The sequence below is a fragment of the Streptomyces sp. NPDC091287 genome, from assembly GCF_044768525.1.
GTDB lineage: Bacteria > Actinomycetota > Actinomycetes > Streptomycetales > Streptomycetaceae > Streptomyces.
In genome coordinates, this window is sequence record NZ_JBIVUV010000004.1 from 242092 (window position 1) to 255026 (window position 12935).

15 protein-coding genes are annotated in these 12935 nt (G+C 72.3%); 9 read left to right on the top strand and 6 right to left on the bottom strand.

The features are described from left to right. The first annotated feature begins 242 nt into the window (after window positions 1-242). Together ACIQRW_RS07760 and ACIQRW_RS07765 are read left to right on the top strand one after the other, a co-directional pair. Window positions 243-488: a hypothetical protein gene (locus tag ACIQRW_RS07760; RefSeq protein ID WP_403755916.1), complete on the top strand. Its 246-nt coding sequence runs from the start codon at window positions 243-245 to the stop codon at window positions 486-488. Between the two features lie 126 nt (window positions 489-614). Further along, window positions 615-1472 carry a GNAT family N-acetyltransferase gene (locus tag ACIQRW_RS07765; RefSeq protein WP_403755918.1) on the top strand — a complete coding sequence of 286 codons (858 nt, stop codon included), beginning with the start codon at window positions 615-617 and terminating at the stop codon, window positions 1470-1472. Window positions 1473-1626: 154 nt separating this feature from the next. Here the strand turns inward: ACIQRW_RS07765 and ACIQRW_RS07770 are convergent, their stop codons facing one another. After that, complete coding sequence (locus ACIQRW_RS07770; RefSeq protein WP_403756416.1) at window positions 1627-3342, bottom strand: SpoIIE family protein phosphatase; 1716 nt, start codon at window positions 3340-3342, stop codon at window positions 1627-1629. 110 nt (window positions 3343-3452) lie between these two features. Further along, window positions 3453-4190: an alpha/beta hydrolase gene (locus ACIQRW_RS07775; protein WP_403755921.1), complete on the bottom strand. Its 738-nt coding sequence runs from the start codon at window positions 4188-4190 to the stop codon at window positions 3453-3455. Window positions 4191-4464: 274 nt separating this feature from the next. On the opposite strand from ACIQRW_RS07775, the gene ACIQRW_RS07780 reads away from it, so the two are divergent. The 5 genes from ACIQRW_RS07780 to ACIQRW_RS07800 all read left to right on the top strand — a co-directional run bounded on the left by ACIQRW_RS07780 (window position 4465) and on the right by ACIQRW_RS07800 (window position 8454). After that, window positions 4465-4950, top strand: coding sequence for a peroxiredoxin (locus ACIQRW_RS07780; RefSeq protein ID WP_403755924.1), 486 nt, complete (start codon window positions 4465-4467; stop codon window positions 4948-4950). Between the two features lie 113 nt (window positions 4951-5063). After that, window positions 5064-5573, top strand: coding sequence for a hypothetical protein (locus ACIQRW_RS07785; RefSeq protein ID WP_018960813.1), 510 nt, complete (start codon window positions 5064-5066; stop codon window positions 5571-5573). 129 nt (window positions 5574-5702) lie between these two features. After that, a complete protein-coding gene (locus tag ACIQRW_RS07790) occupies window positions 5703-7157 on the top strand; it encodes a flotillin family protein (RefSeq protein ID WP_403755926.1) in 1455 nt (484 codons plus the stop codon). Between the two features lie 141 nt (window positions 7158-7298). After that, window positions 7299-7904: a hypothetical protein gene (locus tag ACIQRW_RS07795; RefSeq protein ID WP_403755929.1), complete on the top strand. Its 606-nt coding sequence runs from the start codon at window positions 7299-7301 to the stop codon at window positions 7902-7904. Between the two features lie 31 nt (window positions 7905-7935). After that, the gene (locus ACIQRW_RS07800) at window positions 7936-8454 is read left to right on the top strand and encodes a YrhB domain-containing protein (RefSeq protein ID WP_403755932.1); all 519 of its coding nucleotides are present in this window, start codon (window positions 7936-7938) and stop codon (window positions 8452-8454) included. 69 nt (window positions 8455-8523) lie between these two features. On the opposite strand, the gene ACIQRW_RS07805 is transcribed toward ACIQRW_RS07800, so the two are convergent. Then, the gene (locus tag ACIQRW_RS07805; RefSeq protein ID WP_403755935.1) at window positions 8524-9015 is read right to left on the bottom strand and encodes an SRPBCC family protein; all 492 of its coding nucleotides are present in this window, start codon (window positions 9013-9015) and stop codon (window positions 8524-8526) included. Between the two features lie 252 nt (window positions 9016-9267). Between ACIQRW_RS07805 and ACIQRW_RS07810 the strand changes: the two genes are divergently transcribed. Then, window positions 9268-9867 (top strand): TIGR04222 domain-containing membrane protein, encoded by a 600-nt coding sequence (locus ACIQRW_RS07810; protein WP_403755938.1) that lies wholly within the window; start codon window positions 9268-9270, stop codon window positions 9865-9867. A 118-nt stretch (window positions 9868-9985) separates the two neighbouring features. Here the strand turns inward: ACIQRW_RS07810 and ACIQRW_RS07815 are convergent, their stop codons facing one another. The 3 genes from ACIQRW_RS07815 to cbiE all read right to left on the bottom strand — a co-directional run bounded on the left by ACIQRW_RS07815 (window position 9986) and on the right by cbiE (window position 12293). After that, window positions 9986-10189, bottom strand: coding sequence for an e9imm peptide (locus ACIQRW_RS07815; protein ID WP_403755941.1), 204 nt, complete (start codon window positions 10187-10189; stop codon window positions 9986-9988). A gap of 80 nt (window positions 10190-10269) precedes the next feature. After that, complete coding sequence (gene cobM, locus ACIQRW_RS07820) at window positions 10270-11019, bottom strand: precorrin-4 C(11)-methyltransferase (protein WP_403755943.1); 750 nt, start codon at window positions 11017-11019, stop codon at window positions 10270-10272. Continuing rightward, window positions 11016-12293, bottom strand: coding sequence for a precorrin-6y C5,15-methyltransferase (decarboxylating) subunit CbiE (gene cbiE, locus ACIQRW_RS07825; protein WP_403755946.1), 1278 nt, complete (start codon window positions 12291-12293; stop codon window positions 11016-11018). The genes cobM and cbiE overlap by 4 nt, the downstream gene beginning before the upstream one ends. Before the next feature lie 226 nt (window positions 12294-12519). Between cbiE and ACIQRW_RS07830 the strand changes: the two genes are divergently transcribed. Beyond that, the gene (locus ACIQRW_RS07830; protein ID WP_403755949.1) at window positions 12520-12930 is read left to right on the top strand and encodes a YciI family protein; all 411 of its coding nucleotides are present in this window, start codon (window positions 12520-12522) and stop codon (window positions 12928-12930) included. Window positions 12931-12935 lie beyond the last annotated feature (5 nt).

Here is a 12935-nt window from a genome sequence, read left to right on the forward strand (position 1 = left end):
TGCCCGGTGCGCGGTCCGCTCACGGCGTTGGCGCGGCCCGTGTCGTCCACGCCCGGCCGGTTGGCGGAGCACACCAGCTGGCCGTGGAGTGAACGAGGGATGGCGCCGGGGTGCCACGGTGGGACGGGGCCGGCGCGGCGTCCGCGCGGGCCGTCCCGTTTGCGGGGGCGGCGGACACCCGGTTACGTGTACGGGGAGGGCGGCCCGCGAACGGGGCGGCCCGCAGGCTGGAGGTACTTCCGATGGCGAAGAACCGGTCCGCGCCCGCCAAGGGCCCGCGCGGCGGCAAGGCCGGGCTCGTGCTGAGCCTGGGCAGCAGCGCGCTCGCGGTCATCAGGGCGACCAAGCAGGTCCGCCGGGCCAAGGGCTCGCACGACAGGCTGAACACCGCCGACGCGGTGGCGGGGCTGCTGCCGCTGATCACCTCGGCCGCCCTCGTACTGCGTCAACTGCGCGGCCGGCGCCGGGAGAACCCGGAAGCGGCCTGAGCACCGGCTCGGCCTTTCGGGCGGAGCCGACCCGAGCACCGACCGGGCGCCGACGCCGCCCGAAAGGCCGGAAATCGCCCTGCCCCCGGGCCACTGAACAGCCACCCGCCGGGGTACGACTGTGCCGTGCCGAAACCTTTCGAGATCACCGCGGCCCGCGCCGAGGACATCGTGACGCTGGGCGAGTGGGCCCACGAGGAGAGCTGGAACCCGGGCCTGAACGACGGCGGGGTGTTCTTCGCGACCGACCCCGGCGGCTTCCTCTTCGGCCGGCTGGACGGCGAACCGGTCACCTCCGTCTCCGTCGTCCGCTACGGCAGCGACCACGGCTTCCTGGGCTTCTACCTGACCCGCCCCCACCTGCGCGGACAGGGTTACGGGCTGCGGACCTGGCAGGCCGGCACGGCCCGGCTCGCCGGACGCACCGTCGGGCTGGACGGGGTGCCCGCGCAACAGGACAACTACCGCCGCTCCGGCTTCCGTACCTGCTGGAGCAACGCACGGTACGAGGGCACGCCCCCGCCCCCGCAGGACGTCGCGCCGCCGCCGGGCACCGAACTGGTCGACGCCAGGAGCGTGCCGTTCGACCTGCTCGCCGCCTACGACCGCCGGCACTTCCCGGCCGCACGCGACACCTTCCTGGCCTCCTGGATCGCCGCTCCGGGCCGCACGGCCCTGGCAGCGGTCCGGGACGGCGAGCTCCAGGGCCTCGGGGTGCTGCGGGCCTGCCGCGCCGCGTCCCGGATCGGTCCCCTGTACGCCACGTCCCCCGCGGTGGCGGCGGCCCTGGTCGGCGCGCTCGCGGCCACCGCCCCGGACACCCCGGTCGCGATCGACGTGCCCGACGCCAACCCGGCGGCGGTGCGGCTGGCGGGGGAGCTGGGCCTGACCCCGTCGTTCGACACCGCGCGGATGTACAGCGGCCCGGAACCGGTCATCGACCGGACCGGCCTGTACGGCATCACAAGCCTCGAACTGGGCTGACCCGGCGCAGCGGCCCCGGGCAGCAGGCCGTTCCGGTCTCGGGCAGCAGGCCGGACCGGTCTCGGGCGGCAAGCGGGACCGGTCTCGGGCGGCAGGCCGGGCCGTCACTCGGCCACTCGGCCCTCGGCCCTCGCCGCCCGCCCCTCGTCACTCGTCACTCCGGAGGGGTCGGCCGCACCACCGGCGGGCCCTCGCGGATCCGGGAGGCCAGCACGGCGATATCGTCCTCCGCGTCCTCGCCGAACCGGTCCAGCACCTGGTCCAGCAGATCCTCCAGATGCCCGCCCGGCGGCAGGGTCAGCGAGGCCAGCCGCCCCACGGACACGTCGATGTCCTCGCCCCGGCGCTCCACCAGCCCGTCGGTGTACATGAACAGCACGGTCCCGGGGCCGCAGGGCACGGACGCGGTCCGGTACCCGCCGAACCCGGTGCCGAGCGGCGGCCCCACCGGCACCGGCACGACCCGGGCCCCGCCGGCGCCCGGGTCGATGAAGACCGGGGGGAGATGGCCCGCGCTGGCCACCTCGCACACCCCGCCGAACCGGTCGACGACGGCGAGCAGACAGGTCGCCGCCCGGTCCAGGCCGGACCGCTCGACCATGCCGTCGAGCTGCTCCAGGATCTGGTGGGGGTGCAGGTCGTCCCCGGCCAGCAGCCGCAGCAGGGAGCGGTACTGGCTCATGGCGACGGCCGCCTCCACCCCGTGGCCCATCACGTCGCCCATCGCCTTGAGGTGCCGGCCGTCCTTGAGCGGCACGACGTCGAACCAGTCGCCGCCGACCAGGACGCCCTCGTCGGCGGGGAGGTAGCGGGTGGCGGTCTCGACGTGCGGGTGGGGTCCCCAGGGCTCGGAGAGCAGGGAGCGCTGGAGTTCGCGGGCGATGCTGTGCTCGTGGTCGTAGCGGCGGGCGTGGTCGAGGTCGACGCCCGCCCGGACGGCGATTTCGCGGGCGACGGCCACGTCCTGATCGCTGAAGGCCGGTGAGCCCTCCGCCCGGACGAGGGTGAGCGCGCCGAGCGGCCGGCCGCGGGCGGTGAGCGGGACGACGAGCGCCTCGCGCAGCCCGAGCGCCCGGGAGGCGGTGATCCGGTCCGCGGTGACGACGCTGCGCCCTCTGGTGTGGTCCTCCCAGTGGTCGAGGACCGGCTCGTTCTCCGCCAGGCAGCGGGTCACCGCGGAGTCCGCCGCGAAGTCGACGTACTCCCCGGGATGGCCGAACCGCTGCACCTGCTCGTCGAGTTCGCCATCACCCCGCACCGCGGCGCGCCGGAGCCGTACGACGCCGGGCACCGGACGGCGTACGGAGTGCCCCACTTCTGCCGGGAACACGTCGACCGCCGCGACGTCGACGAAGTCGGGCACGACGAAGGCGACCAGCTCCCGGCAGGTGGTGTCCATGTCGAGCGTCGTGCCGATCCGGACGGCGGCGGTGCTGAGGAGGGCGATGTGACCGCGGGCCTCCTCCAGCTCCTCGCGCTGGCGGGTGAGGTCGGTGATCTCGACGACGATCGCCATCAGACCGCACGCCGCCCCGTCCGCGTCCAGCCGACTGTACGTGGCACGCCAGAACCGCTGGTCCGCCCCGGCCGCCCCGTCCGCCCCGGTCGCCGCCCAGGTCTGCCCGTGAATCGTCTCCTCGCGGGGTCTTCCGTCGGCCAGGACCTCGCGCAGGGCGGAGGCCTGACCGCGCAGCCCGGGCAGCACCTGGGAGAACGTCCGCCCGATGTGGGAGTCGGCGGGGAGGCCGTTGAGCCGTTCGAGGGCCGGGTTGACGTAGGTGTAGCGGAGATCGTGGTCGAGGACCGCGACGGCGGCCGGGTTTCCGTCGAACAGGGCCGCGACGGTCCTCGGGTCGAAGAACGACGGCATCCCGTCGTCGCACGTGTCGGCCTGCAAGAGCACGCCTCCCGCCGTCGTCGGCTCCTCCGGTCCTCCATCGTCGGCCGCCCGCTCCCGTACCGCATCCGCAGCGCGGCCGGTCAGCCTCGGGCGCCCGTCCGGTCCTGGAAGGGGCCGAGGCCGAGATCGGCGTCCAGGTCGAGGGTGCCTGCGGTGGCCTCGGCGGTGGGCGGCAGGGCGAGGGCCTCGGCCACCGGGCCCGGCAGACTGCCGGAACCGAGCAGTCCGGTGACCAGCGCGGTGGTGAGCCGGTGCCAGGCGGCGGCCCGGCGGATCATGGCGTGGTCGCCGCCCCGGACGGTGACCATGCAGCTACGGGCTCCGGCGCGGCGGGCCCGCGCGGTGAGGGACTGGCTGGCCTGGGGGCTCGTCATCCGGTCCCGGTTGCTGTGGACGAGGACGACGTCACGGCCCGCGAGCTGGGTGACCGGGTCCCCCGGCGGACACCAGGGGGCGAGCCCGACGACGCCCCGCACCAGGGGATGCCCGGCGGCTCGGAGGGCGGCGCGCGCGCCCATGGAATGACCCAGGAGCACCACCGGCAGCTCCTCGCCCGCCTCCTCCCGCAGTGCGTCGAGGGCGGCCACGGCGTCGTGGAAGGGGTCCGCGCGAGTGCCGTTCCAGCCCCGGTGGACGTACCGCACCTGCGTCACGAGGATGTCGTCGCCGGCCGTGCGGGCGGCCCGGGCGACGGCACGGGCGAAGGGGCGCATCCGGGTACCGGGCAGATTCAGCAGCCCCGACGGCGGGGGGCCCGTACCGCTCTCGCGCCCCCCGTGCAGAACGAGAACCGCTGCCGACGGCGGTCGTTGGGCCACGCGTACCTCCAGGTGCGGGTGCGGGGCATGCTGCCCCCTCTCCCCGTATTCGGCGCCGAGGCCGCTCCGGATGGGCGTACGGATCGCCGGATCGAAGGATCGCCGTCGACGGGCCAACGACTCGACGGGCCAGCGGGCCAGCGGGCCAGCGGGCCAGCGGGCCAGCGGGCCAACGGCTCGACCGGGGGCCCGGTCCCCCCACTGTACGGTCACGATCGCGGAACCATCCGCGCCCTCGGCACCATCCCCGTATACGACAGCGAAGGAGCCTCCCATGGCATCAGGCCCTCAACTCGGCAGCGCCGCACCGGACTTCACTCTCCCGGGCGGAGTCCTGTCGGGCGACGCCTTCGAGCGCGCCGACTACCGGCTGTCGTCCGCCCGCGGCCGGTCCGTGGTGCTGGCGTTCTACCCCGGGGACAACACCAGCGTCTGCACGAAGCAGTTGTGCTCGTACTCCTCGGGCATGGAAGCCTTCGAGGGCCTCGACGCCGACGTCTGGGGAATCAGTCCACAGGGTGTGGACAGCCATGAGTCGTTCGCCCGCTCCTTCGGGCTGCGCATGCCCCTGCTGGCCGACGAAAGCCGGGAGACCGCCAGGGCGTACGGGGTTTCCGCGCCGGGCATCGGGGTGCGGCGGGCGGTCTTCCTCATCGGCCCGGACGGGATCCTGCGCTGGAAGCACGTGGCCCTGCTCGGTGCGACGTTCCAGTCGCTCACCACGCTCACGGACCACCTGTCCGGCATCAAAGACGCGTAAAGATTGCCGGAATCCGGCAGTGACCGAAGGAGGTGCCGTATGGGACCATCCAGCCAGATCGACGGAAAACGTTCGGGGGAAGTCGGCAGCAGGAGCAACAGGGGAGTGATCGCGTGACCATTTTTCTCGGTCTCGGCATTGCGGGGATCGTGCTGCTCGCGCTCTCCCTGATCTTCGGCGGGATCCTCGAAGGGCTCTTCGACGGTGTGCTCGACGGCCTCTTCGACGGGCTGCTGTCGCTTCCGGTGATCGCCGGCTTCATCTCGATGCTCGGCTTCGGCGGAGCGATCGTGCTCGGCTCGACGAGCGCCGGAACGCTCGTGGCCACAGTCATCGGCGTCGCCGCCGGCCTGGTCGCGGCCTGGCTCACCTGGAAACTCAGCAAGGCCCTGATGCGCGACCAGACGGACGCCACCCCGCGCGGCTCCGACCTGATCGGCACCTCGGGGTCCGTCGTGACGGCCATCCCGGCCGAGGGCTACGGCGAGGTGCTGCTGCGACTGGGCGGTCAGCCCGTGAAGTACTCGGCCAAGTCGGCCGCGCCCGTCGCGCGCGGGACCGAGATCTGGGTGGAAGAGGCACTGTCGACCACGTCGGTCGCGGTCCGCCCGGTGGAGCGCTGACCACGTATCCACCCTGATCCACACTGACGACCCACCGTTACGCGGCACACCGCACCGGTCAACTCCACAGCACCGCCACGCTCCACAACAATCTGCCGTCCCCCACGGGAGGCAGGGGGGACACATCACATGAGTCCAGTAGTCATCGCCGTCATCGGCATCGTCGTACTCCTCGTTCTGCTCGGCCTCGTCGTCATCACGCGCTACAAGGTGGCCGGGCCCAGCGAGGCGTTCATCATCACCGGCCGCCGCGGCAAGAAGTCGACGGATCCGGTCACCGGACAGACCAGCATCGACAACAGCGGCCAGAAGGTCGTCGTGGGCGGCGGCGTCTTCGTCGTGCCGTTCGTCCAGCAGAAGTTCACCCTCGACCTGTCCAGCCGGCACATCCCGATCGCCGTGCGCGGCGCGGTGACGCTGCGCGGCGTCAAGTCGAACCTCGAAGGCGTCGCGATCGTCAAGGTCGGCGGCAGCGAGGACGCGATCCGCGCCGCGGCCCAGCGCTTCCTCCAGCAGCAGGACGGCATCGTCGGGTTCACCCAGGAAGTGCTCTCCGGCGCGCTCCGCGCGATCGTCGGCCGCATGTCGGTCGAGGACATCATCCGGGACCGGGCCGCGTTCGCCGGGCAGGTCGCGGAGGAGGCCGAGGCCAGCCTCTCCGGCCAGGGCCTGATCCTGGACGCCTTCCAGATCCAGGACATCACCACCGAGGGCTCCTACCTGGAGGACCTCGGCCGCCCGGAGGCCGCCCGCGCCAAGCAGGAGGCGGACATCGCCGAGGCCATCGCGAAGCGGGCCTCGGAGCAGGCCCGGTTGAAGGCGGCCGAGGAGATCGCCATCGCCGAGCGGACGTACTACCTGAAGCAGGCCGAGATCAAGGCCGAGACGGAAGCCGCGGCCGCCAAGGCCAACGCCGCCGGCCCGCTCGCCGAGGCGGCCCGCCAGCAGGAAGTCCTGGCCGAGCAGGAGAAGGTCGCCGAGCGCCAGGCCGCGCTGACCGACCGCGAGCTGGACACGAAGGTCCGTAAGCCCGCAGACGCCGCCCGCTACCAGGCCGAGCAGGAGGCGGAGGCCCGCCGCATCGCCCAGGTCAAGGAGGCCGAGGCCGACGCGGAGCGCTCGCGCCTGACCGGTCAGGGCGAGAAGCTGCACCGTTCGGCGCTGGCCGACGCGGTCCGCATCGAGGGTGAGGCGGACGCCGCGGCGATCGCCGCCAAGGGTGCGGCCGAGGCGGAGGCCATGCAGAAGAAGGCCGACGCGTTCGCGCAGTACGGCGACGCGGCCGTCCTCCAGATGCTGGTCGAGGTGCTCCCGAGCGTGGTGGCGAAGGCCTCCGAGCCGCTGAGCGCCATCGACAAGATGACGGTCATCTCCACGGACGGCGCGAGCCAGCTGGCCCGCACGGTCACCGACAACGTCGCGCAGGGCATGGAACTGCTCACCTCGACGACGGGCGTGGACATGGCGTCCCTCCTCCAGAATCTGAAGGGCCGCGTGGGTACGGTGCCCGCCCCCGCGACCTCGGGCGCCCCGGAGGCGGACGCGTCGACCTCGAAGAACGGCGAGATCGAGATCAAGGGCTGACGCGCGAGGCCTCTCTCAGGGGCTGAGCGCGCTCCCGTCACCCGTGCCCGGCAGCGACCTGTTCGCCGCCGGGCACGGGCGTGTGGGGGCGGCTGACCACGCTCCCCCGGCAGAATGGATGTTCTACCAGGGGGGCCGACGATGACCCGACCACTGCTCTTCCTCGACGTGGACGGCCCGCTCAACCCCTATGCCGCGCAGCCCGAGCGCCGCCCCGACGGCTACATCACGCTCAGGGTGCCGCTGGGCGACGGGCTGCCGGGAGCCGGCGACGGCCTCTCGGGACGACGACGGACCCTGCGGGTCTGGCTCAACCCGGAACACGGGCCCGCCCTGCTGCGACTCGGCTACGAACTGTGCTGGGCCACCACGTGGATGGCCGAGGCGAACCGGTGGATCGCCCCGACACTCGGCCTGCCCGTACTCCCCTTCGTGGACTTCGGCGACGCCCTGTTCCGAGAACGCCCCGACGGAGTCCACTGGAAGACGGGCCCCCTGGTGGACTACGCCGCCGGCCGCCCCTTCGCCTGGATCGACGACGAACAGAGCGCCCCAGACCACGCCTACGTGGCCACGCACCACAAGGGCCCGGCGCTTCTCCACCACGTCAACCCGAGAATCGGCCTGCGCGAGACCGACTTCCGCACCCTCACCGACTTCGCACGCGCCCTGAACAGCCCCGAAGATCCCGGCGACCCCGCAGGCCCCGAAGGCCCCGAAGGCCCCGAAGGCCCCGAAGGATGCTGATCGAGTGATTGAGCGAGATGCCGCGGTTCACATGGTTGAGGAAGAGCTGGAACGCGACTATCGACAGCAGCTGTCGGCCGGGCTGGACCCGATGCGCATGGCGGTGTCGCATACAGAGCGGCACGAGCTGGTGTGGATCGTTTCCTGGACATCCGAGGAGTACCTGCGCACCCGGGACCCGGACCTCATGCTGGCCGGGAACGGGCCGTACCTTGTTGACCGCGTCGACGGAAGCCTGCACCGGATCGGCGTCGTCTCGGCCGTGACCGACGCGTGGGAGACGGACTACCGGTCCCGCATCCGAGGGCAGGACACGCGGACCGCGGTGGACGAACTGCACGACGAGGTCCGGGCGGTGGCAGACACGCGCGGCAGGGTTCACGCCATGCACATCCTGCGCCGAAGAGTCCCGAAGCTCTCCCACACCCAGACCATCGAGTACGTGACCGCCTTGCAACGCGGCGACGCTCCGGCAAACCTGGTGGAAGTCGCCACGGCAGAACTGGTACCGCCGACCGACCCGTTCCTGACCGCGACAACCATCCGCTGAGCCGAGCACCCTGACCACCTCAGCTGTCATGAGGCGAGGAGCGCATGAGCACACACCCGGCACGGCAGATCAGCCCTTCGCTTCGCGGACGTCCTTCCCCTGCTCGGCGAAGGCCTTGAAGTCCTGCATGTGCTGTCGCGACTGCTTGCGGAAGGTGCCGGGCATCAGGAGCCCCACTAGTCGCATCAGCAAGCCGTCGAACCGGTACTCGTTCTCGCTCACCCAGAGGGTGGTCTCCGGACCGGCCTCCGTCAGCCGGTCGCGCGTAACGCTCCACATGCCCTCGCCGCTGATCTCGCGGTCGAAGTGAACAACGCTCCCTTTCGGGATTCCGTGCAGGTCTGCCGGTTCCCGGCGCGTAATGGTCTCGGTGGCCTCGAAAGTCCGCTGCCCCATCTCCATCACGACCCGTGAAGTGGTACCGAGCTGCCCGTGCGGGCCACTCAGCGGCTCGTGCACCACCAGGCCCCTCAGCCACTTCGGCATGTTCGCCGGGTCGGCGAGCAGTTGGACGGTCCTCTCCCGAGGCAGGGCGATCTCGATCGAGACGGTGTACTTCATGGCATGGCCCTCCGAATTCTGTGTGCACGGGCGACTCGACTGATCTCTCACCCGCACAAGGGGTGTCTTAACAAGATCACCGCCGTTCGCGGGTGCCATCGCGCAGGTGGTGTCGGCGGGGAGGACACCGACAGCAACGTGCCTGTTCTGCTACCTCAAATGAGGCTCTGACTTCTGCCGGTTCCGGGGCGGGGGGACCGTGTCGGGGAACGATGACCGCAACAAGGTGTGCCGGGTCGAGGGGGAAACGGTATGACACGGTCATGGGGGCGACCCGGGGCAGAGTTCGCCGGCGGAGCGTTGGACCGGTACGCGTACACGTTCCTCGCGGGTGGTCGGCGGCGCGTGGTCGAGAGCGCCGTCGTGGCGCTCACCGAGCAGGGGACGCTGTCCCTGCGGGCGACTCGGCTCCGTCCCACGGGCGAAGTCCGGTCGACGCATGCGGTCGAGCGCGCGGTCATCGCCGCCTGCCCCCGCAGCAAGCGCGTCGAGGAAGTGATCGATACCGTCGGGCGCTCCCAGCCGGTCGATGACATCGCCCGACACCTGGTGTGCCTCGGCCTGCTGAGCGGGAGGCGGCAGCGAACCACCCGCGCAGGGCGGCGGCTCCTGGCTGCCGCCGCATCAGAAGGAACTCTGCCCACGTACGTACTCGACGGACCGGCGGCTCTCGCCACTGGCCCCGTCCGGCACGGACTGCTCAGTGCCCACCCGATTCCCGACAGCCTCGGCCGTACCCTCCGCCGCATGGGGAAGGCCCTCGACGACGACCACAGCTCATCCACGGAGGCCGCCCCCGGCGGAGGCACCGGCTTTGGTGGCGGCTGTGGTGGCTCGTCGGGCGGCGACTGAGCGCTGCGACTGAGCGCTGAGACATCCCGGGCCGGCTGTCCCTCCGGAGCGAGGCCGACAAGGCACAGCGACGGGCCCCTGCCGAATGCCGAAAGGAGCCCATGCACCGGTGCTCGGGTCAGAGCGCTATCGGCCGGTAGGCCAGTGCTCGGTCGACGATCTGCTCCGGGCTGGGGCCGGGGTCCGGGCCCCAGTAGATGTAGTCGCTGATGTGCGGGCACGCCAGCCCGCGTTCCAGGGCGTCGAGGATCTCGTCCGCCTCCGCCTCGTCGGCACCGTCGAGCAGACGCCGCACGAGAGACAGCGCCTCGTCACGGCTCATCCTCCGGTTCGTCCCCGCGTTCGTGTCGTCCGCGTCGGACGGGGGACGCCCCGCCTCGTGGCCCGCGCTCCGCAGATCCCTCAGCACTCCCCCCGGTCCCGCCCCACCGCGTACAGGTGGCTGTCCCGGAACTGCTCCGCGCCCAGTGTCCGCCCCACCATGATGACCGCCGTCCGGATCACCCCCGCCGCCTTCACCTGCTCGGCGATCGAGTCCAGCGGGCCCCGCAGGATGATCTCGTCGGGGCGGGACGCCATCGCCACCACCGCCGTCGGGCAGTCCGCCCCGTAGTGCGGGAGCAGTTCGTCGACCACCCGGTCCACGTACCGCGCCGCCAGGTGCAGGACGATCAGGGCGCCGCTGCGGCCCAGTGTCGCCAGGTCCTCGCCCTCCGGCATCGCCGTGGCGCGCTGCGCGATGCGGGTCAGGATCACCGTCTGGCCGACCGTCGGGACCGTCAGTTCGCGCTTCAGGGCCGCCGCCGCCGCGGCGAACGCGGGGACGCCGGGAACCACTTCGTACGGGACCCCCGCCTCGTCCAGGCGCTTCATCTGTTCGTTCACCGCGCTGAACACCGACGGGTCGCCCGAGTGCAGCCTCGCCACGTCGTGGCCGTCCTCGTGGGCCCGGACCAGCTCGGCGGTGATCTGCTCGATGTCCAGGTTCGCCGTGTCGATCAGGCGGGCGTCCTCCGGGCACTCGGCCAGCAGTTCCACCGGGACCAGGCTGCCCGCGTACAGGCAGACCGGGCTGGCGGCGAGGATCCGGGCGCCGCGCACCGTGATCAGGTCGGCCGCGCCGGGGCCCGCGCCGATGAAGTGCACCGTCATGATCGATCTCCCTTGTGCGAACGTGCCCCGGAACCCGGGGGCTTGATTACCGACCACTGCGTTACGGGCATGGCCTGGCGCCAGCCGGTGAAACCGCCGACCGGGACGGCGTGGGCCACCGCGAGGCGCACCAGCTCGCCGCCGTGCGCCTTGTGCCGCTCGGCGAGCAGCGCCTCCGACTCCAGCGTCACCGTGTTCGCGACCAGCCGGCCCCCCGGCCGCAACGCCTCCCAGCACGCGTCGAGCAGGCCCGGCGCGGTCAGGCCGCCGCCGATGAACACCGCGTCCGGCGCTTCCAGTTCGGCCAGGGCCGTCGGGGCCGGACCCGTGACGACCTTCAGCGCGGGGACTCCCAGGCGTTCCGCGTTACGGGTGATCCGCTCGGCCCGTACCGGGTCCCGCTCCACGCTCACCGCCCGGCAGGACGGATGCGCCCGCAGCCACTCGACCGCGATCGAGCCGGAGCCACCGCCCACGTCCCAGAGCAGCTCTCCGGGCGCGGGCGCCAGAGTCCCGAGCGTGGCCGCCCGGATGTGGCGCTTGGTGAGCTGGCCGTCGTGCTCGTACGCCTCGTCCGGCAGCCCGGGGACCGTGCCCAGCCGCAGCGCTTCCGCCGACGCCCGGCAGTCGATCGCGATGACGTTCAGGCGGTCTCCCGGGGGGTGCTCCCACGTCTCCGCGAGGCCGTCCACGCAACCCTCGTCCTCGGCGCCCAGCTGTTCCAGCACCCGCAGCCCGCTCGGGCCGAAGCCACGCTCCGTGAGGAGTGCGGCGACCGTCGCGGGGGTGCTCGCGTCCGCGCTCAGGACCAACAGGCGCCGGCCGTCGTACAGCGACGCCGCGAGGCGCGCCGCCGGACGGCCCACCAGCGTCACGACCTCCGTGTCCTCCAGCGGCCAGCCGAGGCGCGCGCAGGCGTACGAGACCGAGGACGGGTGCGGCAGCACGTGCAGCCCCTCCGGCCCCAGCTCCTCCGCCAGCGCCCGCCCGATCCCGTAGAACATCGGGTCCCCGCTCGCCAGCACCGCGATCCGGCGCTCCCGGTGCTCGGCCAGCAGCCGGGGGACGGCGGGCCTCAGCGGGGACGGCCAGGCCACCCGGGCACCGGCGCACTCCGGCGGGAGCAGCTCCAGCTGGCGCGCCCCGCCGATCAGCACCTCCGCCTCCCGCAGCGCCTCGCGGGCCGTACCGGACAGGCCGGGCCAGCCGTCCGCGCCGATCCCCACGACGGAGACGGGATGCGGGGAGGCAGCGGGGGGAGGGGCGGCAGACACGGTCGGGACCTCGTTCGGCGCGGCAGAAAAGAATCAGGAGGAAGGGGTGGTAGGAGGCGCTGGGCGACGCTGCCGAACTTTACTGAACCTCGTGTTCCGCCCCCTCCAGCGGGTGAATCCCAAAAGACTTCGCGCGTGGTGTCGAGAACCCCGCACCGGCCCCGACGTCCCCTGTGCAAGAGGAAGAAACGGAATCGAGCGAACGAGCGACCAGGAGGCGACGGTCATGAAGTATCTGGTGATGGTCCAGGGCAGCCAGGCGGACTACGACGCGCAGACCGGCAAGGGCACCGCGGACAGCCCGGCCTGGGACAAGAAGGCCATGCAGGAGATGTTCGCCTACATGGGCAGCATCAACGACGACCTCGCCGAGTCGGGCGAGCTGGTCACCGGCTACGGGCTGCGGGAGCCCGCGTCGGGCCGGGCCGTCAGCCTCGACGCCGAAGGCCGTCCGGTGGTCTCGGACGGGCCGTACAGCGAGACGAAGGAGCTGCTCGCCGGGTTCTGGGTGCTCGACTGCGAGAGCCTGGAAAGGGTGACCGAGATCGCGGCCCGCGTGGCACGCTGTCCGCAGCCGGCCGGGGCGCCCGACTACCCGGTGCTCATCCGGCCCGTCGACGGCGGGATCGACGACTGACGCAC